Source organism: Amycolatopsis sp. WAC 01416 (assembly GCF_003947485.1).
Lineage (GTDB): Bacteria > Actinomycetota > Actinomycetes > Mycobacteriales > Pseudonocardiaceae > Amycolatopsis.
Map to the genome: position 1 here is coordinate 46,648 of NZ_QHHX01000015.1, position 21,843 is coordinate 68,490.

General features: G+C 68.1%; 16 protein-coding genes. 7 read left to right on the top strand and 9 right to left on the bottom strand.

Features of this window, described 5'->3' with window-relative positions:
* The first annotated feature begins 73 nt into the window (after positions 1 to 73).
* The gene (locus DL990_RS38410) at positions 74 to 2,116 is read left to right on the top strand and encodes a M3 family metallopeptidase (RefSeq protein ID WP_125801606.1); all 2,043 of its coding nucleotides are present in this window, start codon (positions 74 to 76) and stop codon (positions 2,114 to 2,116) included.
* Positions 2,117 to 2,170: 54 nt separating this feature from the next.
* On the opposite strand, the gene DL990_RS38415 is transcribed toward DL990_RS38410, so the two are convergent.
* Entirely contained in the window at positions 2,171 to 3,394 is a 1,224-nt protein-coding gene (locus DL990_RS38415) for an aminotransferase class V-fold PLP-dependent enzyme (protein WP_125801607.1), read from the bottom strand.
* On the opposite strand from DL990_RS38415, the gene DL990_RS38420 reads away from it, so the two are divergent.
* Positions 3,393 to 4,775, top strand: a complete 1,383-nt coding sequence (locus tag DL990_RS38420; protein WP_125801608.1) for a PLP-dependent aminotransferase family protein — start codon at positions 3,393 to 3,395, stop codon at positions 4,773 to 4,775. The genes DL990_RS38415 and DL990_RS38420 overlap by 2 nt on opposite strands.
* A gap of 141 nt (positions 4,776 to 4,916) precedes the next feature.
* Here DL990_RS38420 and DL990_RS38425 read toward each other — a convergent pair whose 3' ends face one another.
* The gene (locus tag DL990_RS38425) at positions 4,917 to 6,713 is read right to left on the bottom strand and encodes a right-handed parallel beta-helix repeat-containing protein (protein WP_125801609.1); all 1,797 of its coding nucleotides are present in this window, start codon (positions 6,711 to 6,713) and stop codon (positions 4,917 to 4,919) included.
* A gap of 88 nt (positions 6,714 to 6,801) precedes the next feature.
* Here DL990_RS38425 and DL990_RS38430 point away from each other — a divergent pair, with 88 nt between their 5' ends.
* Positions 6,802 to 7,671 carry a TetR/AcrR family transcriptional regulator gene (locus DL990_RS38430; protein WP_125801610.1) on the top strand — a complete coding sequence of 290 codons (870 nt, stop codon included), beginning with the start codon at positions 6,802 to 6,804 and terminating at the stop codon, positions 7,669 to 7,671.
* 162 nt (positions 7,672 to 7,833) lie between these two features.
* Here DL990_RS38430 and DL990_RS38435 read toward each other — a convergent pair whose 3' ends face one another.
* The 3 genes from DL990_RS38435 to DL990_RS38445 are packed head-to-tail and all read right to left on the bottom strand — an operon-like array spanning position 7,834 to position 10,587.
* A complete protein-coding gene (locus DL990_RS38435) occupies positions 7,834 to 8,859 on the bottom strand; it encodes an NAD(P)-dependent alcohol dehydrogenase (RefSeq protein ID WP_125801611.1) in 1,026 nt (341 codons plus the stop codon).
* The gene (locus DL990_RS38440; RefSeq protein ID WP_125801612.1) at positions 8,856 to 9,572 is read right to left on the bottom strand and encodes an iron-sulfur cluster assembly protein; all 717 of its coding nucleotides are present in this window, start codon (positions 9,570 to 9,572) and stop codon (positions 8,856 to 8,858) included. Before DL990_RS38440 ends, DL990_RS38435 begins: the two co-directional genes overlap by 4 nt.
* Before the next feature lies 1 nt (position 9,573).
* Entirely contained in the window at positions 9,574 to 10,587 is a 1,014-nt protein-coding gene (locus tag DL990_RS38445; RefSeq protein WP_125787681.1) for an amidohydrolase family protein, read from the bottom strand.
* A gap of 180 nt (positions 10,588 to 10,767) precedes the next feature.
* Between DL990_RS38445 and DL990_RS38450 the strand changes: the two genes are divergently transcribed.
* Positions 10,768 to 12,210, top strand: coding sequence for a helix-turn-helix domain-containing protein (locus tag DL990_RS38450; RefSeq protein ID WP_125801613.1), 1,443 nt, complete (start codon positions 10,768 to 10,770; stop codon positions 12,208 to 12,210).
* Positions 12,211 to 12,284: 74 nt separating this feature from the next.
* On the opposite strand, the gene DL990_RS38455 is transcribed toward DL990_RS38450, so the two are convergent.
* Complete coding sequence (locus DL990_RS38455; RefSeq protein WP_125801614.1) at positions 12,285 to 13,124, bottom strand: NAD(P)-dependent oxidoreductase; 840 nt, start codon at positions 13,122 to 13,124, stop codon at positions 12,285 to 12,287.
* A gap of 52 nt (positions 13,125 to 13,176) precedes the next feature.
* On the opposite strand from DL990_RS38455, the gene DL990_RS38460 reads away from it, so the two are divergent.
* Positions 13,177 to 13,560 (top strand): MerR family transcriptional regulator, encoded by a 384-nt coding sequence (locus DL990_RS38460; RefSeq protein ID WP_125801615.1) that lies wholly within the window; start codon positions 13,177 to 13,179, stop codon positions 13,558 to 13,560.
* A 12-nt stretch (positions 13,561 to 13,572) separates the two neighbouring features.
* Here DL990_RS38460 and DL990_RS38465 read toward each other — a convergent pair whose 3' ends face one another.
* Positions 13,573 to 14,562, bottom strand: coding sequence for a malate dehydrogenase (locus tag DL990_RS38465; RefSeq protein ID WP_125787678.1), 990 nt, complete (start codon positions 14,560 to 14,562; stop codon positions 13,573 to 13,575).
* A 422-nt stretch (positions 14,563 to 14,984) separates the two neighbouring features.
* Between DL990_RS38465 and DL990_RS38475 the strand changes: the two genes are divergently transcribed.
* Together DL990_RS38475 and DL990_RS38480 are read left to right on the top strand one after the other, a co-directional pair.
* Positions 14,985 to 15,626, top strand: a complete 642-nt coding sequence (locus DL990_RS38475; protein ID WP_199746782.1) for a DUF4360 domain-containing protein — start codon at positions 14,985 to 14,987, stop codon at positions 15,624 to 15,626.
* A gap of 275 nt (positions 15,627 to 15,901) precedes the next feature.
* A complete protein-coding gene (locus DL990_RS38480) occupies positions 15,902 to 16,546 on the top strand; it encodes a DUF4360 domain-containing protein (protein WP_125787677.1) in 645 nt (214 codons plus the stop codon).
* Between the two features lie 94 nt (positions 16,547 to 16,640).
* Here DL990_RS38480 and DL990_RS38485 read toward each other — a convergent pair whose 3' ends face one another.
* Positions 16,641 to 18,728, bottom strand: a complete 2,088-nt coding sequence (locus DL990_RS38485) for an FUSC family protein (protein WP_125801616.1) — start codon at positions 18,726 to 18,728, stop codon at positions 16,641 to 16,643.
* Positions 18,725 to 21,796, bottom strand: a complete 3,072-nt coding sequence (locus DL990_RS38490) for a GH92 family glycosyl hydrolase (protein ID WP_125801617.1) — start codon at positions 21,794 to 21,796, stop codon at positions 18,725 to 18,727. Before DL990_RS38490 ends, DL990_RS38485 begins: the two co-directional genes overlap by 4 nt.
* Positions 21,797 to 21,843 lie beyond the last annotated feature (47 nt).

Here is a 21,843-nt window from a genome sequence, read left to right on the forward strand (position 1 = left end):
ACGGCATCCACCGGCCCCTCGCTGCCCGTAAGGTGGCCAGACCAGCAGATTCGACGACCCGGGAGCAACACCGATGATTTCGCAGGACAACCCGTTCGCCGCGCCGAGTGAGCTGCCCTACGCCCTTCCTCCGTTCGACCGGATCGCCGACGAGCACTTCCTTCCCGCCTTCGAAGCGGGCTTGGCCGAGCACGCCGCCGAAATCGACGAGATCGCGAACTCGGCCGAGCCGCCGACCTTCGAGAACACCATCGTCGCGCTCGAAAAGTCCGGCAGGTTGCTGTCTCGCGTGTCCAGCGTCTTCTTCAACCTCGCCGGATCCAACGCGAACGACGAGATCCAGCGCGTGCAGGCCGAGATGGCGCCGCGGCTGGCCGCGCACGCCGACGCCATCAACCTGAACCCGGCGCTGTTCGCCCGGATCAACACCCTGTTCGAGCGCAGGCATGAACTCGGTCTCGACCCCGAGTCGCTTCGCCTGCTGGAGCGTCACCACACGGACGTGCGCCGTGCCGGCGCCGGGCTTCCCGAAGCCGAGCAGAAGCGCCTGCGTGAGCTGAACGAGCAGCTTTCGACCTTGTCGACCAAGTTCCAGCAGAACCTGCTCAAGGACACCAACGAACTCGCCGTGGTCGTCGACGACGTCGCGGAGCTCGCGGGACTGGGTGAGGCCGAGATCGCCACGGCCGCCGAGACCGCCGGCGAGGAGGGCAAGTACGTCCTCAAGCTGACCCTGCCGACGGCGCAGGCCGCGTTGGCCTCGCTGGAGGACCGCGCCTTGCGCGAGCGGATCTTCACCGCGTCGGTGTCCCGCGGCAACCGGGGCAACGAGTCGGACAACAACGAGATCGTGGCTCAGCTGGTCCGCTTGCGCGCGGAGCGGGCCGCGGTGCTGGGCTTCCCCGACCACGCTTCGTACGTCATCGAAGACGAGACCGCGAAGACCGCCGAGGCCGCGGTGGGCCTGCTGGAACGCCTCGCCCCGGTCGCGAGCGCCAACGCCAAGGCCGAAGCCGAAGAGCTGCAGCGCTACCTCGAAGCCGACATCCCGGGCGCGGTCCTGCGGCCGTGGGACTGGGCGTTCTACGCCGAACGCGTCCGCAAGGACCGGTTCGACGTCGACACCGCGGCGTTGCGCCCGTACTTCGAACTGAACCGGGTGCTGACCGACGGAGTCTTCTTCGCCGCGTCCAAGCTGTACGGCTTGAGCTTCACCGAGCGGGAGGACCTGCCGAAGTACCACCCCGAGGTCCGGATCTTCGAGGTCTTCGACGCGGACGGCACGGAACTCGGCCTGTTCCTGCTCGACTACTACGCCCGCGACTCGAAGCGCGGCGGCGCCTGGATGAACAACTTCGTCGACCAGACGAAACTCCTGGGCACCAAGACGGTCGTGGTGAACGTGCTCAACGTCGCCAAACCGCCGTCCGGTGAGCCGACCCTGCTGACCTTCGACGAGGTCGACACCGCGTTCCACGAGTTCGGGCACGCACTGCACTCGCTGCTTTCCGACGTCGAGTACCCGATGTTCTCCGGCACGAACGTGCCGCGTGACTTCGTCGAGTACCCGTCGCAGGTCAACGAGATGTGGATGCTGTGGCCCGAGGTGCTGGCCAACTACGCGAAGCACCACGTGACCGGTGAGCCGCTTCCGCAGGAGCAGATCGACAAGCTCCTGGCGTCGCAGCAGTACGGTGAAGGCTTCTCGACCACCGAGTACCTCGCGGCAGCCCTCCTCGACCAGGCGTGGCACGCGCTCGGCACCGAGGACCACGTGGAGGACGTCCAGCGGTTCGAATCCGAGGCGCTGACGAAGGCGGGTGTCGCGCTGGAGGCCGTGCCGCCGCGCTACCGCACCACCTACTTCGCGCACATCTTCAGCGGCGGCTACAGCGCCGGGTACTACTCCTACATCTGGAGTGAGGTCCTCGACGCCGACACCGTCCAGTGGTTCCGCGAGAACGGCGGGCTCATCAGGGAAAACGGTGACCACTTCCGCCGTGAACTGCTCGGCCGGGGCGGCAGCGTCGACCCGATGGCCGCCTTCCGCGCGTTCCGCGGCCGCGACCCGGAGATCGAGCCGCTGCTGAAGCGCCGCGGCCTCGCCGGGGCCTGATCCCTGACGGTTTCCCTGCCCGGACACCCCCAGCGCCCAGGCAGGGAAACCGCGTCAGGCGGCGAGTTCGGCGACGGCCGCGGCCACGTCGTCCACCTCTTGTTCCGTGTTGTAGTAGTGCGGGCTCAGCCGCAGGCACCAGTCGACGTCCTTGTCCCCGAAGTCGAACTGCGCGAACTCCCGGTAGCTGAGCGCCGAGTTGATCCGCCGGGCGTCCATCGCCGCCTTGAACGGCACAGCCTCCCAGTCCTTGATCGAGAACGTCACCAGTGCGCCCAGTCGCGAGCCGCGGTCGAGCACCTCGACGCCCGCGATGGCGCCGAGTCCGTCCCGCAGCCTCGCCGCGAGTGCGGGGGTGCGCCGTGAGATCGCCTCCAGGCCGACCGCGCGGGCGTACCTCGCGGCCGCGGCGCAGCCGAGCACCGTGGCGTACGGGAATTCCCATTCCTCGAACCGGGAGGCCGAAGCCGCGGGTTCGTAGTCGCCGGGCGCGCTCCAGCGGGCGCCGTGCATGTCGATGAACAGCGGCTCGTGTCCTGCTTCGAGGAACCTGTCGGAGACGAACAAGAATCCCGAACCACGAGGACCGCGCAGGAACTTGCGGCACGTCGAGGTGAGCAGGTCGGCGCCGATCTCCTCCACGTCGATGGGGTACTGACCGACCGACTGACAGGCGTCGACGAGATACAGCAGACCGAGTTCCCGGCAGTGCCGCCCGATCTCGGCGACCGGCTGGACCAGCCCCGAATTGGTCGGAATGTGCGTGGCGGCGACCAGTTTCGGCTTCTTCGCGCGCATCAGGGCCGCCATGGCCTCGACGTCGACACCGCCTTCCGGCGTGTCCGGCGCGTGCACGACCTCGACGCCGAAGCGCTTCCGCAGTGACAGGAACGCGATCTGGTTGGAGATGAAGTCGTTGCGGGTGGTGAGCACGACGTCGCCGGGTTCGAACCGGATCGAGGACAGCGCCGTGGAATAGGCGTGGGTGGCGCTCGCCGCGAAGGCGATGTTGCGCGGCCGCGCGTTGATGAGTGCGGCGATTTCACGGTAGAAGCCGTCGACCTCGGTCGCACGGGAGGCCGCGGCCTCGTAACCGCCGATCTCGGCTTCGAGATTCAGGTGATCGAGCATCGCCGCGAGCACCGGCTTCGCCAGCAGTCCGCAGCCCGCGTTGTTGAAATGGACGACCTTGTCGCTGCCCGGCGTGTCGGCCCGCAGTGCCGGAATGTCCAGTAGTGATTCCGTGCGATGTCCAGTAGCACTATCATGTTCCTTCATGTCGGATAGTAGCACTTCCGCGCTCGTGCTCCAGTTGCGTTCGCTGATCCGCGCCGCGGCAGCGGGGGACCGGCTGCCCAGTAGCCGCGAGCTCATCGAGCGCTACCGGGTCGGCCCGGTGACGGTCTCGCGCGCGATCGCCCTGCTCGCCGCCGAGGGCGCTGTGGTGACGCGCCCCGGCAGCGGGACGTACGTGGCAACGAAGCCGTCGACAGCGGGCGAACCACTCGATACGGCGTGGCAGACCGTCGCGCTGACCGATCGCAGCGTCGACACCAGATCCCTCACCGGCACCCTCGGCCCGCCGCCGGACGGCGCGATCCTCCTCGACGGCGGTTATCCGCACCGGTCGCTGCAGGCGACCCGGTTCCTGGGCGCGGCACTCGCCAGGGCGGGCCGCCGTCCGGACGCCTGGGATCGTGCACCCGCCGCCGGGCTGACCGCGCTGAGGTCGGTGTTCGCGGGACCGGCCGGCGCGTCCCCGGACGACGTCCTGATCACCGCCGGCGGGCAGAGCGGGCTCTCCATGGCGTTCCGGGCGATCGCGGCGCCGGGAAGCCCGATACTCGTCGAATCACCGACCTATCCGGGAGCACTCGCCGCCGCGCGGGCGGCGGGACTCCGCCCGGTGCCGGTGCCGATCGACGACGACGGGGTCCGCCCGGACCTGCTGGCCGAGGCCTTCGCGATGACCGGAGCCCGGCTTTTCTACTGTCAGCCAACCTTTCACAACCCGACCGGCACCGTGCTCGCCCCCGAACGCCGGACCCCCGTGCTGGAGGTGGCTCGTGCGGCGGGCGCGTTCGTACTGGAGGACGACTTCGCCCGGCATCTCTCGCACGGGACCACGGCGCCGCGTCCGCTGATCACCGACGACCGCCACGGCACGGTCGTCCACCTGACGTCGGTGACGAAAGCCGCCGCACCGAGCCTCCGGATCGGCGCGCTGATCGCACGGGGACCGGTCCTCGACCGGATGAAGGCGATCCGGCGGGTCGACGACTTCTTCGTCTCCCGCCCGCTGCAGGAGGCGGCCCTCGAACTGCTCAGCGCGCCTTCCTGGGAACGTCACGTGCGGAAACTCGGTGCGGAATTGCGGGAGCGATGCGGAAAGGCCGCCGCGGCGCTGGCCGGGGAGTGTCCTGAGTGGACTGTCACGCGGATTCCCGAGGGTGGGCTGCATCTGTGGGTGCGGCTGCCGGCGGGGAGTGACGCGAACGCGCTCGCCCGCACCGCGAGAGAGCGAGGAGTCGTGATCGGGACAGGGGAGCGGTTCTTCGCCACCGAGCCGTCCGGACCGTTCCTTCGGCTGGGCTTCGCCGCCGCTGCCGACATCGCCGAACTCATCGAGGGCATCCGACGGCTCAAGCAAAGTGTATAACGACCTATACTGCGCGGCTTAGGTCAAAACCGCTTCAAGCAGCAGAAGAACACCACCGCCGGGGACGACATGGCGCGTGGTCTTCTCGGGGATCGTTGCCGGAGCGGCTCCTGCCGGACTCGTGTCCGGCAGGAGCGACGATCATCGTCGCGGACCCCGGCGGCCCGCCCGCGCGAGGATGTCGGCGCCTGCCGGGACCGCTTGGACGGCCTCGTCGAAACTCTCCTTGGGCAGCAAGGTGTTCCCGGCCACGGTCACCGTCTCGGGCGGGGTGTCGTAGCCGTCGGGCAGGACGTCCCAGAAGTTGCCGACGAAGGCGACGTTCTCCATCGGCGGACCCACCTGGAGGACGATCGGAGTGTCGGCTCGGTGGACGATGTTGCCGAGGACCGTGATCCACGCCGCGCCGTAGTCGGCGTAGAGGCCGAAGTTGTACGAGGTGAGGACGTCGCGGATCACGTTGCCGCGGACCATCGCCCCGCCGGCGAACGACGAGCCTTGCGGTGCCGAGAGGTAGATGCCGCCGCCGTCCATCAGCTTCCCCATGCTGCGTTCGACGAGGTTCGAGATCACCTGGGTGCCGCCGGCTCGCTCGCCGCCGGTGATCACGATGCCGTTGTGCGGGACGTCGTGGATCTCGTTGTGGGCCACGGTGGTTTCTTCGGACTCGACGACGAGGACGGCGGGGGAGCCGCGGTACTCGGTGGCGATGTGGTGGACGAGGTTGTCCTCGACGGAGACCCGGGTGCTCGTGTGGACGGCGATCCCGCTCCCCGAGATCTCGTCGAAGACGTTCGCGCGGATCTCGATGTCGGTGCCGTCCTCGATCAGGAGTGCCCCGGCGCCGAGCCGGGTGAAGTGATTGCCCTCCAGTGTGACCCGGCGGGCCGAGGTGAGGCTGACGTTGGCGGGCAACTGAACCGGCTCCGCGGGCACGTGGACGTAGCCCACGTCCGCGCCGAGGTCGATCTTCTGGAATTCGCCCCGCTCGTAACGGGCGTTGCCGTGATAGTGCAGGTAACCACCGGTTTTGGTGGGACCGGACCAGGTCGCGTCGGTGAAGGTGAAGCCGCGCAGTACGAGGTCGTGCACGCTCTGTCCGCTGACGAGTGTCTCCAGCGCCGGGGCGACGACTCGGGTCTTGCCGATCTCCTCACCGGGGCGTGGACGGTAGTGGAGGACGTGGCCAGTCGGGTCGGCGCTGACGGCGAAGGTTCCCGGGTCGGTCAGGAAGGCCACGTTGTTCTCGAGTACGGAAGGTGCGGCGAGGCCGTCCCAGGTGCCGTCTCCGCCGGCGCCGTACCACTTGGAGTCGTAGAGGGACTTGGCGTCGTCGAAGGCGGGTTGGGCCATGGTGATCGTGGACGAGGCCGCGTCACCGGAGATCGACGCGACCGCGAGCCTGGCCTCGGACCATGGGTAGACGCCGGGGTACCCGAACTCCAGTCCGGACGGGTCCGGCCACGCCTGTGGCTCCGTGCTGTCTGTGACGTAACCGGTGGCTGTTTTCGTCACGCTCCCCGGAAGGCCGTCCTTGCGGGCCGCTCGTGTGGCGGGGCGGCCGTCGGCGGTGAGACGTCGCGGTGCCAGGTCGCCGATGGGTGCTGTCCAGACGCCGTCGTCGCCCGCGGTCCAGCCGGTGATCACCCGGCCACCGCTCACTTCGACCTCCGCCTGATCAGGGGTTCCGTAGCCATGGACCTGGTAGATCACGCGGAATCCGTTCCTGCCGGAATCGTCGAGCGCGTCGTCGAAGGCAAGGGGTTCTTCGAGGTGATGGACGCCTGCCGTGAAGGTGACGATGACGTCGCCGGTCATCTCGGCGGTGACGGCGCGGACGGCCTCTTGCGCTGCTTTCGGAGTGGCGAAAGGCTTATCGGCAGTGCCGGACCAGTCGTCTCTGCCGTCGGTGGATACGAAGAACCTGATTTCAGGCATGCTGAAGCGCTCCTGCGAGAGGTTTATGGGATATACTGAGGTTTATCAGCTAAACACGTTCGAGTGATGAGAGTCAAGGAGTAGCCCGGTGGCGGAAGACGACACGCAGCCGGATCCGGAGCGCGCGATCGAGCTGCTGTGGGGCGCCGCCGAGCCGGAGCGGCCCGGCTTGAGTCTCGGCCGGATCGTCGCCGCGGCCGTCGAAGTCGCGGATGCCGAGGGGCTCGCCGCACTGTCGATGCGCAAGGTCGCGGAACGGTTCGGCACCACCACCATGTCGCTCTACCGGTACGTACCCGGCAAAGCGGAGCTGGTGGAACTCATGCGTGACGCGGTGTACGGCGAGTTCCCGATGGAGCCCTCGGACGGGCTCGGCTGGCGAGCGGGCCTGGAACGCTGGGCGCGGCGGGCATGGGAGAGGTATCGCCGGCACCCATGGCTGGTCCACAGCGCCGGAACCCGTCGCCTGCCAGGGCCGAACATCATGGCCGGATACGACCACGCGCTCGATGTGGCGTCTCGGAGCGGCCTGGCGCCGGCGCAGGTGATCGCGGTGGTGAACCTGGTGGGTGGATTCGTCGAGTCCGTCGCGCGTCAAGCGGGGGAGACCGCCGAACTCCAGCGGCGCACAGGTGTGTCCCATGAGCGCTGGTGGAGCGAGCGCGAGTCCCTCTTCGAGCGCCTGGACGGCTATCCGGCGCTGGAGCGACTGTGGAAGGCCGGGGGAATGGACGTGCCGCTCGACCCCTTCGACTTCGGATTGCGGCGCACCCTCGACGGCGTCCAGGCGCTCGTCGACGGTCAGGGGAGTGAGGTAATGCGTGACGAAACCAGGGGAGGGGAGTGTGTCATCTGCGGTAATCCGCTGGACGGGGGAGGGCGGGGCAGGCCGCGAGACTACTGCTCACGGGCTTGCCAGCAGCGCGCTTACCGCAGGCGGCAGGCTCAGCTGGACTGACCTGGTCGGTTCGAGTGTATAACGACCTATTCAGCACGACAGTAGGCAAGATCAACTTCAACTACGAGATCAAAACCCGCATAGAGCGAGCCGGGGCTTGTCTGGGTGGAGGATTCGGGACAGTGAGTGTCCCGAATCCTCCACCGCCACATCGGAACGTTGTCAGGGAACGAGGATCGCCCTGCCCCGGATGCGCCCCGCGTCGAGGTCGTCGAGCGCGGTTTGGAACTCCTCGAGGGGGTAGCGCGCGGTGTGGAGTTTCACGCGGCCCTGTGCGGCGAGGACCATGAGTTCGCAGAGGTCGGTGTAGGAGCCGACGAGGTTGCCGATCAGGTTGATCTCGGCGGAGATGACGTCGATGGTGGGGACGTCGATGTTCTCGCCGTAGCCGACGACGTGGTAGTCGCCCGCGCGGCGCAGCATGGCGAGGCCGTCCGTCGTGGCGCCGCCTTCGCCGACGAAGTCGATCACGGTTTCGGCGCCTTCGCCGCCGGTGAGGTCGAGGACCTGGTCGATCTGGGTGCCGTCGGCGATGACGCCGTGGCCGCCGGCGAAGGTGACGGCGAGTTCGAGGGCGTCGGGGTTGCGGTCGACGACGATGAGCTCGGCGGCGGTGAGGGCTTTGAGGACCTGGATGCCGATGTGGCCGAGGCCGCCGGCGCCGATGACGACGCAGCGGTCGCCGGGCCGGAGCCTGCGGGAGGCTTTCGCCGCGGCGTGGTACGCGGTGAGGCCCGCGTCGGCGAGGGCGGCGACGTCGGCGGGTTCGAGGGAGTCGTCGATGCGGACGACGCTGCGGGCGGAGGTCTTGAGGTACTCCGCGTAGCCGCCGGCGGTGTCGATGCCGGGGAACTGCGACTGGGCGCAGTGGACGTCGTCGCCGGAGCGGCAGGCGCGGCAGAGGCCGCAGGTGATGAGGGGGTGGACGATGACCTTGTCGCCTTCGGCCACGTTCGTCACCGCGCTGCCGACGGCGTGTACCCAGCCGGCGTTTTCGTGGCCGATCGTGTACGGCAGGGTGACGCCGGATTTCTCGGCCCATTGGCCTTCGAGGATGTGGAGGTCGGTGCGGCAGACGCCGGCGCCGCCGATGCGGACGATGACGTCGTAGGGGCCGGTCGGTTCGGGTTCGGCGACCTCGGTCAGCTGGAGCTTTTCGTGGTAACCGATGACCTGGATCGCTTTCACGATGCGTGGACCTCCTGGGTTCGGGGTGTCTGGTCGGCGGCGGATTCCGGGTACCGGGTGCGGAGCAGGCCACGGCAGAAGTGGGCGTTGCCGTCGATCGAGATGCGGACGGAGCGGGCGAAGCGCAGCCGTAGTGGGACTTCTTCGCGGGGGTAGGGCTTTCCGTGGTCGTCGACGAGGACAGGCGCTTCCGGTGCGGTGCCGAGTCCGAGTGCGGCTCGCCGGCGCAGGAGTGCGTGGGTGGTGCGATGGTCGGGAAGGTCGCCGAGCGTGATGTCGTGGAGCCCGTCCTCGGTCAGCTCACGGTTTTCGCGCAGGAGCCGGGTGAGGGCGCGTTCCATGGCCGCGGTGCAGGCTTTGCGGCGGAAGGTGAGCCGGAGTTCGTCGAGGTCCTGTTCGGCTTCGTCGCCGAAGGTGCCGCGGTATCCGGCGTCGGCGGCGAGGCCGCGGTTGATGAGGTCGGAGTCGTGGTGGTCGTCGAGGACGACGTGGACCCGGGATACGCCGTCGAGCGCGGTGAGGACGTCTTTGGCGTCGGAGGCCATGAGGTAGGCGAAGTTCGGTGAGCAGAACGACGTCGGGAGCCTCAGGTGGACGGTGACCTCGGTTCCGTCGACGGTGAGGGAGCGGACGAAGCCGAGGTCGGTGATGGGTTCGTCGAGTTCGGGGTCGAAGACGGCGTGGAGTGCGGTGTAGGCGTCGTGTTCGCGCATGTCAGGCCACCGAGACGGCTTGGGTTTCGATGCGCCGGACCTGGAGTTCCTCGGGCACCGGGAGGTCGTACATCGCGGCGGCGTTGAGGCCGAGGATCTTGCGTTTCTGGTCGGTGGTCAGTGGCGCGTACTCGGTCATGTCCTCGGGGATCTGGAAGTCGACGAACCGTTCGACCAGCCATTTCGGGGTCCAGAGCGCGTAGTCGCTGGAGAACTGGATGCGGTCTTCGTCGAGCCAGTAGAGGAGTTCGCCGATGATCTGGGCGAAGTAGCGCGGGCGGGTGTGGATGAAGGGCATCGCGACGGCGAGGCCGGCGTGGACGTTGGGTTCCTGGGTGGCGATCCAGCAGAAGTCTTCGAGCCGGGGGAGTCCGCAGTGTTCGACGACGAAGTTGAGGTCGGTGTAGTCGGTGGCGACCTTGTCGACGTCGGCGACGTCGAAGGCGTCGCGGTCGAGGGGGCGGATGGTGGGGCCCTTGTGGATGTGGATGTTGCGGATGCCGAGTTCGAGGCAGGTTTCCAGGTAGCGGCGGCACCAGGGGTCGTCGAGTTTGTAGCCGCGGGAGTCGTCCCGCCATTCCGCGGTGTAGAGCTTGACGCCTTTGAGGCCGAAGCGTTCGGCGTCGCGGCGGAGCTGGTCGAGACCTGCCTGTTCGAGGCGTGGGTCGAAGCAGTGGTTGTAGGTGAGTTTGTCGGGGTGTTGCTTGGTGAGGGCGAAGGCTTCTTCGGTCTGGCCGAAGCCGGTTTTGTAGAAGGCGCCGAGGTGGGCGGGCTGGAAGATGGCGTGGTCGACGTAGCCGTCTTCGAAGAGGTCCTTCATCAGGCGTTCGCCGCCGTAGTAGAGGTAGTCCTCGTAGGGCCAGAGCTCGGATTCGGGGCTGAGGTTGCGGTGGTAGTCGTAGAAGCAGTCGATGAACTGTTTGCCGTGGATGTTGGCCTGGTTCTCCGGCCGGGCGTCCCAGAGCGCGACGTGCGCGTCCACGATGAAGTAGCTCTCGCCGTCCTTGGTGTACATGGGTTTCCTCCGCGTTCGTGACCGCCGTTGGCACGTTGAGGGTGAACGGTAGGGGTGTCGGCGCAGGTCAGGGAGGCGCTCGGTGTCTCAGTTTGAGACACCGACGGTCCTGTGTGCCGGTGGCCGTGGACGTACGCTTGGCGGAAGTCCGAACGCACTGTGGCGTCCCGGGAGGTCGATGTGGAGAGCGCGAACGCGGTCATCGCGCCGCGGTTGCGGGCGTCTTGGCAGCGCAGCGCCCGGTACGGCGCGCCCGAGGACGAGGTGCGGCCGGTGTTCACCGGTTCGCTGGACACCGGTTCGCTGTTGTACGAGTGCGGCAACGAGGTGCTGCGGGGGTTGCAGGCGACGCTGGCGAACGAGCCGGTCAGCCTGATGATCACCGACAGTGAGGGGCTGGTGCTGAGCAGGTTGTGCACGGACGCGTCGATCGTGCGGTCGTTGGATCGGGTCCACCTGGCGCCGGGGTTCTACTTCGCGGAGAGCAACGCGGGGACGAACGGGCTGGGGTTGGCGCTGGCCGATCGCGCGCCGACGCTGGTGCGGGCGGCGGAGCACTACTGCACGGGTTTGCGGGGGTATACGTGTGCGGCGGTGCCGGTGCTGGATCCGTTGACCGGTGCGCTGGCCGGGAGTGTGAACCTGACGACGTGGTCGGATCAGTCTTCGGAGTTGCTGCTGGCGTTGGCGCAGGCTGCGGCCGGGAACACGGCGGCGTTGATGCTGGCGCGGGCGTCGGGGCGGACTCCGCGGCCGGCGCCGCGTGGTGAGGTGTTCCGGGTGCACTCCGACCGGTTCGATCCGGCTGATGCCCCGAGTCTGTCGCCGGGCTGGTCGGATGCGCTCGATGAGGTGCGTTCGGCGTTGAGCCGCGGGCGGGTGGCCGCTGTCGTCGGTGAGACCGGGGCGGGGAAGACGGCGCTCGCGTCGGCCGCGCGGCGGGCGTTGCGGCCGAGGGATCGGGTGCTGAACGCGCGCCCGCCCGCGCCGGACGACGTCGACACGTGGCTGACGTTGTGGACTCCTGAGCTGGTCAAGGACGGGACGTGTGTGATCGTCTCGGGGGTGGACACGCTTCCGGCGTGGGCGGCCGCCGAGTTGGCCGGGTTGTTCGCCGAGGCTCGGCGGGAGGGGGAGCCGCCACCGTTCGTGCTCACCGCGGCGGACGCCGGTGCGCTTCCGGAGGCGTTGGCCCCGCTGGTGGAGGTCGTGGTCGAGGTGCCGCCGTTGCGGTTCCGGCCGGATGACGTGCTCCCGCTGGCGCATCATTTCGCGCGCCGTGACCGGGGTCGTGAGGTCGTGTTCACCCCGGCCGCGGTGCGGGCGCTGGCAGCCTGCGATTGGCCGGAGAACGCCAAGCAGCTGCGCCGGGTGGTGCGGGAGGCGGCGTCACGGTCGGACGTGGTCGACACGCAGCATCTGCCGGCGGAGGTGTTCTCCGGAGTGGGGCATCGGTTGAGCCGGTTGCAGGCGATGGAGCGGGACGAGATCGTGCGTTGTCTCGCCGAGCCGGGGTCCACTGTGGTCGGGGCGGCGGAGAAGCTCGGGATGGGCCGGGCGACGCTGTACCGGAAGATGAACCAGTACGGCATCACGGCGCGGCAGTTCCGGTCCGGGTCGTGAGTGGCGATTCGGGTTAGAACCCGAATCGCCACTCACGACCCCCGGTACCGACCACGCCACCTTTGCACTGGCTCTCACTGGAGTGCGGCGAGCCTGGCGAACCCGTCGGAGCCGTGGCCGGTGTCGATCGCTTGCTGTACTTGGGCTCGGGCCGCGGCGAGGACGCCGTTGTCGAGGCCTTGGGCGCGGATCGCGTCGAGGATGTGGTCCATGGTCGCCGCGGTGGCTTCGAGGGTGCCCGCGTCTCCGGCGTAGTTTTCGGCGGCGACTTGCCCGGCGAGCAGGTCGATCATGTCGGGGAAGAAGCCGAGCAGTGCTTTCGCGTGTGCGGCGATGTCGGTGGCGCCGATGTTCTCTGCTTTGGCGAGCGCGATCATATGGATCACGCCGCTCATGGCGGTCCAGAGCATGTCCTGCAGGGCCGCGTCGAACGCGGCGGCGCGGCCGGGTGAGTCGCCGACGTACTGGGCGTTCTCGCCGAGTGCGGCCAGTGTGGGGCGGTGTGTTTCGTAGACGTCGGCGGGTCCGCTGAAGAACAGGGCGGCGTTCGGGCCGCCGATCGCGTCGGTGGTCGCCATGATGACGCCGTCGAGGTAGTCGAAGCCGTGTTCGGTGGCCCACGTCGCCATCACGCGGGCTTGCCGTGGTGATCCGCCGCTGAGGTTCACGAGCGTGCGGCCTTTGAGTGCGTCGGCGTCGAGGATCGACTGCGCCACGGCGTAGTCGCGCACGCAGACGATCACGAGCGGGCTTGCCGCGATCGCCTCCGCCGCGGTCGTGGTGACGGTGGCGTCGAGGCCGTTTTCCTTGCCAGGGGTGCGATTCCAGACGGTGGTGGGGTGGTCGGCGGCGGTGAACGCGGTGGCGAGGGCGTGTCCCATGGGGCCGAGTCCGAGGACGGTCACGGTGGTCATGGCGGCTAAGCTAAACCTTGACATTGACGTGAGAGTCAAGTCTGGAGTGCGGATGCGGATCGGGGAACTCGCGCGGCGGACCGGCGTCAGTGAGCGCGCGCTGCGGTACTACGAGGAGCAGGGTCTGCTCGCTCCGGAGCGGCGGCCGAGCGGTTATCGCGTGTACGGGGACGTCGACGTGGCGGCGGTGCGGCGGATCAGGATCCTGCTCGGGGCCGGGCTGAACACCGCGCAGATCCTGGAGATCCTGCCGTGCATCGTCGACGAGGACGGCTGGTTGACCCCGGATTGCCCCGAGCTGGTCGATGCCTTGCGGCAGCAGCGTGACCGGATCGACGCGGCGATCGGCGAGCTGGAGACCACCCGCGGGAATCTCGACACGATCATCGGCAGCGAAAAGGCGGCCACGTCCCGGGGGACGCGGCCGCCTTCGTGAAGCAGATCAGGCTCAGATGAGGCCGAGCTTCTTCACCGCGTCGCGCTCTTCGGCCAGCTCGTTGACCGAAGCGTCGATGCGGGCGCGCGAGAAGTCGTCGATCTCCAGGCCTTGGACGATCTTGTACTCGCCGTTCGCGGCGGTGACCGGGAACGAGGAGATCAGGCCCTCCGGCACGCCGTAGGAGCCGTCGGACACGACCGCCGCCGAGGTCCAGTCACCCTCGGGGGTGCCGTTGACCCAGGTGTAGACGTGGTCGATCGCGGCGGAGGCGGCAGACGCCGCGGAGGACAGGCCGCGGGCCTCGATGATCGCCGCGCCGCGCTTGGCGACGGTCGGGATGAAGTCGTCGGCCAGCCACTGCTGGTCGGTGATGACCTCGGTCGCGGGCTTGCCGGACACCTCGGCGTGCGCGATCGACGGGTACTGGGTCGCGGAGTGGTTGCCCCAGATCGCGACCTTCTTCAGTTCGGTCACCGGCACGCCCAGCTTCTTCGACAGCTGCGCGAGGGCGCGGTTGTGGTCGAGGCGGGTCATCGCGGTGAAGCGGTCGGCCGGGACGTCGGGCGCGTGCGCCTGGGCGATGAGGGCGTTGGTGTTGGCCGGGTTGCCGACCACGAGGACCTTGATGTCGCTCGCCGCGCCGGCGTTGATGGCCTCACCCTGCGGCTTGAAGATGCCACCGTTGGCCTCGAGCAGGTCGCCGCGCTCCATGCCCTTGGCGCGGGGACGGGCGCCGACCAGCAGGGCGACGTTCGCGCCCTCGAAGGCCTGCTTCGGGTCGTCGAAGATGTCGATGCCCGACAGCAGCGGGAACGCGCCGTCTTCGAGTTCCATCGCGGTGCCCTCAGCCGCCTTGACCGCCTGCGGGATCTCCAGGAGCCGCAGCTTCACCGGGGTGTCCGGGCCGAGCAGCTGACCGGACGCGATGCGGAAGAGCAGCGCGTAGCCGATCTGGCCGGCCGCACCGGTGACGGTGACGTTGACAGGGGCTTGGGTCATTGCGGTTCTCCAGCTTGAGGCGACATCGACTTGTACCGCGATGCTAGTCCTGTCCCGAGTCGCCGTTCGGGTGCGTCCAGTCACTGTTTTCTTGATCGATGCCGACGCCGGGTGATCAGGCCCACGCTCTCCGGGCGTCGAGGTGGTGGGTGGGTGGCCGCGGGCGCCGTCGCTGTCTCACCGGGATCGTCAACGCCGAACCCGCGAAAGCCTTTTTCATATCGTGCGAATCGAATGGTGTTTTCTGGTCCGAGTGGCGTTCTCGCGCGCTCCGGAAAACGGTTACAGGCCATAATGTCATTTCATGAACCGATTGCCGTTGCGAATTGCGTCCGATCGGCGGGCGGCATCGTGAAGATCGTTTCGCTAACATGAGTCCGCCCAGTTCCCCGCCCCGTGTGAAAGTTTTCGGGAAGGACCCCATGCTCAATGCAGTGGTTGCCGCCGTATCGCTTTTCTCGTCGATAATAACGCCGAACAGCATGTCGCCGCCGCCGGTACCCCCGCCCGACCGGGTCGTCATCGACGTGGTCACCGTGAATGGTTCCGGCTGCCCGCCGGGTTCGTCGGCGGTCGCCGTCGCCAGGGACAACAGTTCCTTCACGGTCACCTACAGCGAATACACCGCCCAGGTCGGCGTGGGCGCGAAGCCGACCGACTTCCGGAAGAACTGCCAGCTCAACCTCAATATCCACATTCCGCAGGGATTCACCTACGGCATCGCCAGCGCCGATTACCGCGGTTTCGCTTCGCTCGAATCCGGCGCCAGGGGGCTCCAGCGGGCGAATTACTACTTCCAGGGAAATTCGCCGACCGCGCAGGTGAGCCACCCCGTCAATGGGCCGTTGTCGGACAACTGGCAATTCCGTGACGAGGCCGAAGGTGGCGTCATCATCTACAAGCCGTGCGGTGAGGACCGGAATCTCAACGTGAACACGGAGCTGAGGGTCGGCGCGGGTTCGTCGGATCCGAAGAAGACCACCAGTTTCATCACGATGGATTCGACCGACGGCGCGTTCAAGACCACCTACCACTTCTCGTGGAAGACCTGCCCGGCCTCCTGACCGCTCCACCAGGGTGACGGCCTGCTTCCCGGTCCGGAAGAAGGCCGTCGACCCCTGCTTGTTCAGGACCTTGGCCGCTCTGAACGACGACTCCACAGCTCGTCGCCGGCCCTGCCCGGTGGCGAGTCTTCTCGACGACCCCATTTTCGGCGGTCACCCCTGTGTCCGGTGACCGAATCCGTTTTCGTCCCGATCGGCGGGCGGGCCGGGAAAGAACGTCTCGCTGACCTCGAATCCGCCCAGTTCCGCCGTGTGGAAGCTTTGGGAAGGATCCCATGCTCAACGTGCTGGTCGCTGCCGTGACCCTGTTGTCCTCGGTCGTCACGCCGAACGCCTGGGTGCCGCCTCCGTTGCCGTCCGACAAGATAGTCATCGACGTCGTGACGGTCAACGGAACCGGCTGCAGACCGGGTACCGCGGCTGTTTCCGTGTCTCCGGACAACACCGCGTTCACGGTGACCTACAGCGAGTACACCGCCCAGGTCGGTGTCGGTGCGAAGCCGACCGATCTGCGCAAGAACTGCCAGCTCAACCTCTATGTCCACGTGCCGCAGGGCTTCACCTACGGCATCGCGGGCACCGACTACCGCGGGTTCGCTTCGTTGGCCGCGGGAGCGACCGGGCTGGAGCGAGCCAACTACTACTTCCAGGGCAATTCCCCGACGTCCTTCGTGAACCACAGCCTGAAGGGCCCGTTCGAGGACAACTGGCAGTTCACCGACGAGATCGAAGTCGGCGCCATCGTCTACAAACCTTGTGGTGAGGACCGGAACTTCAACATCAACACGGAATTGCGGGCCGCGGTCGGCACTTCCGATCCGAAGAAGACCACCAGCTTCGTCACCATGGACTCGACCGACGGCGCCATCAAGACCACCTACCACTTCTCCTGGAAGTCCTGTCCCAAACCGAAGAACTGATCACGAGCCACGAGCTCTTATGTCGTGAAGGGCCCCTTTGAGACGATCATTGTCTCAAAGGGGCCCTTCACGACACCCCACGGACCGAGCATCCTCACGACTTCCCGGACGGCGCCGGATCGGTGGCCTCGACCCCGAACACGCGGCCCAGCGCGATCACCGTCTCGTCGAGATGTCCGAGACTGGTGAGTACCGAACGAGCCTGCGGATCGTCGATCCGGTCGGCCACCGGCGTGCCGTCGTCGCGGATCAGCGTGCCGCGGGCGAGTCCGCCCGGATCACCCATGGCCTTCCTCAGCACCGAGGTGTTCTCCCGGATCCGCCCGGTGTACAGCAGCAACCGATCCGCCTCGTTGAGCAGCAGCCCTGGCTGTGATCGCGCCGCGACGTGCCGGGCGCGGAAGGCGATGGTCTCCACCGTCGTGAGCACATGCCAGCCGTAGTCGCGGCGGCTGCTGAGATTCACCGGATGGGTGAGCGGCTCGATCGTCGTGCGGACCTTGTCCACCGCCCGGTCGAGATCGCGCGACTTCTCGATGACGCTCACGTTCTCGGCACCGGAGAGCAGGCCCGCGGCCTTCTCGACGAACTCGTCCAGCTCTTCCAGCAACGCCGAGACGTCGTCCAGCATCACCGCCCGCGTGCGCACCGGCACGATCACCACCGCCGCCAGTACTCCGGCCGCCGCGCCCACGGCGGTCTCCGCGACCCGGATCCAGAGCACCTCGATGCTGAACGTGCCCAGCAGGCTGTACAGCAGCCCGAGCATGCTGGTGATGAAGAACGCCATGATCACCTGCGACACCCGCGCCATGTAGACCATGCCGAACACGCACACCAGGATCAGCGCCAGCGTCGCCGGCACACTGCCCGACACGAGCAGCGTCAGCACCAGCCCGCCGACGATCCCGATCAGCGTGCCGCCGAGCCGCCGGACGCCCTTGACGAAGGTCGCCCCCGCCGTGGACGAGCCGATGAACACCACGAAGACCGTCAACACCGCCCAGTACCACCGCTGGCTCGACACCAGCTCACCGCCGAGCACGGCGAGTCCGCCGCCCACCACGGCCTGGATGGCGCTGCGCGTCTGGTTGTCGTAGGCGAACGCCGCCGACTTCCCCTCGTCGGGATCTTCAGGGTCGTCGGCGGCATCGGAGACGTCGTGCTCGGCGACCCGCTGTGCCCGCACATCGGCCAGCGCGAGTTCGGCGAGCGCGCGGCGGACGCCGTCGCCGGGTGCGGCGTGTTCGTCGATCCGGCTGCCTTCCACCAGCATCTTGCTGAACTCTTCGGTCTCGCTGATCAGCGGCAGTTCACGGGGATCGCGTTCGATCAGCGACCGGAACCGCCGCATCCGTGCGATCAGATCGTCCCGGACGTCCTCGTCGAGATCTTCGGCACAGGTGCGCTGGACCGTGATCGTCAGCCATTGCACCGCCAGTTCGACCTCGATCGCCCGGCGGCGGAGCCGGTTCGCCGATTCCGCGCCGGTCACCTCCGGCGCGGTGTCCTCGATGAGCAGCACGGATTCGTGCATCCGGGCGTTCGTCCTGCGGAGCCGCTTGCGGGTGCGTTCGCTGCCGCCCACCGTGAGGTGATCCTCGGCCGCCATCACCACCGCGGCGAGCCTGGCCCGGAACGCCCGCCGGATCCGGAGGAACTCCGCGTCGGTGTCCCTGCGCACCAGGACGAACCGGACCACCGCGTTGGCCGCGATCCCGATGGTCAGCGCCAGCAGCAGCGCCGGAACCTGCTTCAAATGCGTCTGCAGGAACATCGCGAAGAAGAACAGGAAGAACGACAGCGAGCCCAGTGCGATCCCGCGCGAACCGAACCGCTGGGCGTAGACCGCGACGAAGATCAGCAGCACGAACACGACGCTGTCCAGCGGCGGCACCGCCGATCCCACACTGGCCGCGGTGAGTGACGCCGCACCGAGCAGCAGTCCCAGTACCAGCGTCACCGCCTGCTTCCCGGGGGTCTCGTCGTTGACGGTGAAGGCGGAGGTCATCGCGGCGATGGCGGCGACGAGGGTGACCGTGAGCGGCTGGTGGAACGGCAGGATGGCCAGCACCGCGACGACGATGCTGAGGACGGCCGAGAAGCCGAGCCGGAGCCGGACCAGGCCGGGATCGGAGGCGACCAGACGGTCGGTCGTGGCCTGGGTGATGCGGGTGATCATCGGGCGAGCAGCTCTCCTTGGGCGAGGGTGACCCGCCGGGCGGTGGACGAGGTGACGCGAAGACGGTATCGGGCGTGTCGTGCCGGCTCGGCGAGGGCGAACGGCCGCGTCTGGCGGCGCCATCGGAACGTCTCGCCCTCACGCTGGTCCAGCAGCGTCCAGCGCTCGCCGTCGTCGGATCCCTCCAGCACCCACGAACGCGGATCACCCCGGCGGCTTCCCGAGGTCAGCGTGTACATGACGACGTCGCGAGAAGCGTCCTCGACGGGGAACTCGATGACGGGTTCGCGCCCGGGGAAGGTGATCTCGGTCTTGGTGGTGTCGTCGAACAGTGGTCCGTCGCCCGCCGTGATGTCCGTGAGCGGTCGCGGGTCGGCGGGCTCGACGAGGGAGTGGCCCCAGTCCGACGGCCGCTCGCCCATCGTGAACTCCAGTTTCGCGCCCTCGGCCAGCGCGGAATGCGGGAGCGTGGTGCTCTCGTGCGGCCGTCCGTCGATCGTCAGCCCTTGGACGTACACGGTGTCGTCGGTGTTGCCGGGCGCCTCGACGACCAGGTCCTTCCCGTTCTCGAGGTGGACGGTCGCCTTCGTGAACAGCGGCGCGCCGATCGCGTACTCGGGGCTGCCCATCGCCAGCGGGTAGAACCCGAGTGCGGCGAAGACGTACCAAGCGGACATCTCGCCGTTGTCCTCGTCGCCGGGGTAGCCCTGGCCGAGGTCGCTCCCGACGTAGAGCCGCCGCAGGACCTCCCGCACGATCCGCTGCGTCTTCGGGGGCGCGCCCGCGTGGTTGTAGATCCAGGGAATGTGGTGCGAAGGCTGGTTGGAATGCCCGTACTGTCCCATCCGGACGTCGCGCGCCTCGGTCATCTCGTGGATCAGCCCACCATAGGAACCCGGTTTGCGGCCGGTCTCCGGCGTCGCGAAGAACGTGTCCAGTTTGGACTCGAGTGCCTCCGCCCCGCCGTGCAGTGCCGCGAGGCCGGCGCCGTCGTGGGGTACGGAGAAGGCGGTGTTCCAGGAGTTCGTCTCGGTGAAGTCGCCGCCCCACGCTTCGGGGTCGTAGCCCTCGGCGGCGAAGTGGCGGCTGCCGTCCCGGTTGCGGCCCTGGAAGAACCCGATCAGGTGGTCGAAGTGGTTCGCGTACTGCTGCGAGCGCTGGCGGAAGTAGGCGGCGTCGTCGTCGTGTCCGAGTGCCTCGGCGAAATTGGCCAGGCCGAAGTCGTTGACGCAGCCCTCCAGAGCCCACGACAGTCCCTCGTGGACCGACGTCGGCGTGAACCCGAGGAAGATCGACTCGTGCAGGCCCTTCCGGCCGACGCTCTGCCCGCGCGGCGTCACCGTCGCGTTCTTCAGTGCCGCTTCGTAGGCGGCCTCGACGTCGAATCCGCGCACGCCTTTGAGGTACGCGTCGGCGAACGCCACGTCGGAACTGGTGCCGGTCATGAGGTTGGCGTAGCCGGGGGAGGACCAGCGTGAGATCCAGCCGCCTTCGCGGTACTGCTGGACGAACCCGTCGATCATCCGCCCGCACCGGCCGGGGGTGAGCAGCGCGTACGCGGGCCAGGTGGTGCGATAGGTGTCCCAGAAGCCGTTGTTGACGTACATCTCGCCGTCCACGACCTTCGCGCCGGTCCGGGTGCGCGTGCTGGGCCAGAGGCGGCGGACGACCGGGCTCGCGTGGCGGACGCCCTTCGGGGTGTCTTCGTGCGCGGAGTTCGGATACAGGAACAGGCGGTAGAGATTGGAGTAGAACGTCGTGCGCTGCTCCTCGGTCGCTCCCTCGATCTCGACCCGGTCCAGCACCTCGGCCCACCGCGCGCGGGCTTGATCGCGGACCTGCTCGAAGGTCGTTCCGGCGGGGATCTCCCGGTCGAGGTTCCGCTTGGCCTGCGCGAGGCTGATCAGCGACGTCGCGATCCGCATCGTCACCTCGCCGGCCGCGAACTCCAGGAACCCGGTCACCGTGCGCCACACCGGGCGCCGGATCCTCCCGCCGTTTTCGGCGTGGACGTCGAACTCGGCGTGGACGAACATCCGCCGCGCCCCGGCCGACAACCGGCTGCGCACCCAGGTGTGACCGGTGAGGACACCGTTCGCCGGGTCGAGCCGCAGCCCTCCCCGGTTGCGGGCGTTGTCGAACAGCAGCCAGCCGCGGTCACCCGGGAAGGTGAACCGGAACAGCGCCGCGTGATCCGCCGGGGCGATGTCGGTGGTGATCCCGTTGGCGAACCGGACACCGTAGTGATGCGGCCGGTCGATCTCGTCGTCGTGGGAGAACGCGAGCGCGCGGCGGGCCCGGTCGGACTCGACCGGGCCGATCCCCGGCATCACCTGGAAGGTGTGCCGGTCGCCCATCCACGGGCTCGGCTGATGCGACAGCGCGAACGCCTGCAGCGCGGGACGGTTCGCGGCGTCGTTGTGCCGGTGGTAGCTGTAGATCCAGTTGGTGGCGCTCGCGTCGGTGACCGGGGTCCAGAAGTTGAAGCCGTGCGGGACGGCGGTCGCGGGGAAGTTGTTGCCCCGCGAGAACTTGTCGCTGGAATGTGTGCCGCGGGTGGTGCGGACGTGGTCCACCGGCTCGCGGATCTCGATGACGCGGTCGGTGATCCGGACGTCGTCCACCCAGCCCGCGCTCTCGCCGTCCGGGGGTTCGCTGATCAGGACGATCCGGGCGATCCGTCGTCCGGCGAACTCACCCAGCCTGCGGCGCACGAGGTTCCACTGGTCCACGTACAGCGTCTTGTCCATGCCCTGCCCGGCGGCGGTGAACCCGGTGGACGTCCCGTCGGTGAACTCGACGTCCAGGGCCACGAAGGTGCCGCTGTAGTCCGTCCCCGCTTCGGGGAAGACCACATAGGACAGTTCGGTGTCGCCGGTGACCTCGATGTCCACTTCGAACAGGGTGGCGCGCAGCGTGTTCTCGTAGCGGAGGGCGTGCGCGCCGGTGAACCCGACGCCGCTCTTCGCGGTCGGTGACGACCGCGGCCCGGTGCCGACGCTCAAGGCCGGATCCACCGGCTGCGGATCACCCGTTTCGAAGGAGGAGGAGAACCCGGTGATCGTCACCAGGCCACCGTAACTCGCACGCGTGAGCCCGGCTCGGTGTGCCGCGT

Excerpts from the sequence above, each read along its gene's own strand:
- DL990_RS38410 (WP_125801606.1), top strand. The coding sequence starts at position 74 with ATGATTTCGCAGGACAACCCGTTCGCCGCGCCGAGTGAGCTGCCCTAC.
- DL990_RS38420 (WP_125801608.1), top strand. The coding sequence starts at position 3,393 with ATGTCGGATAGTAGCACTTCCGCGCTCGTGCTCCAGTTGCGTTCGCTG.
- DL990_RS38415 (WP_125801607.1), bottom strand. The coding sequence starts at position 3,394 with ATGAAGGAACATGATAGTGCTACTGGACATCGCACGGAATCACTACTG.
- DL990_RS38425 (WP_125801609.1), bottom strand. The coding sequence starts at position 6,713 with ATGCCTGAAATCAGGTTCTTCGTATCCACCGACGGCAGAGACGACTGG.
- DL990_RS38440 (WP_125801612.1), bottom strand. The coding sequence starts at position 9,572 with ATGCGCGAACACGACGCCTACACCGCACTCCACGCCGTCTTCGACCCC.
- DL990_RS38445 (WP_125787681.1), bottom strand. The coding sequence starts at position 10,587 with ATGTACACCAAGGACGGCGAGAGCTACTTCATCGTGGACGCGCACGTC.
- DL990_RS38455 (WP_125801614.1), bottom strand. The coding sequence starts at position 13,124 with ATGACCACCGTGACCGTCCTCGGACTCGGCCCCATGGGACACGCCCTC.
- DL990_RS38460 (WP_125801615.1), top strand. The coding sequence starts at position 13,177 with ATGCGGATCGGGGAACTCGCGCGGCGGACCGGCGTCAGTGAGCGCGCG.
- DL990_RS38465 (WP_125787678.1), bottom strand. The coding sequence starts at position 14,562 with ATGACCCAAGCCCCTGTCAACGTCACCGTCACCGGTGCGGCCGGCCAG.
- DL990_RS38475 (WP_199746782.1), top strand. The coding sequence starts at position 14,985 with ATGCTCAATGCAGTGGTTGCCGCCGTATCGCTTTTCTCGTCGATAATA.
- DL990_RS38480 (WP_125787677.1), top strand. The coding sequence starts at position 15,902 with ATGCTCAACGTGCTGGTCGCTGCCGTGACCCTGTTGTCCTCGGTCGTC.
- DL990_RS38485 (WP_125801616.1), bottom strand. The coding sequence starts at position 18,728 with ATGATCACCCGCATCACCCAGGCCACGACCGACCGTCTGGTCGCCTCC.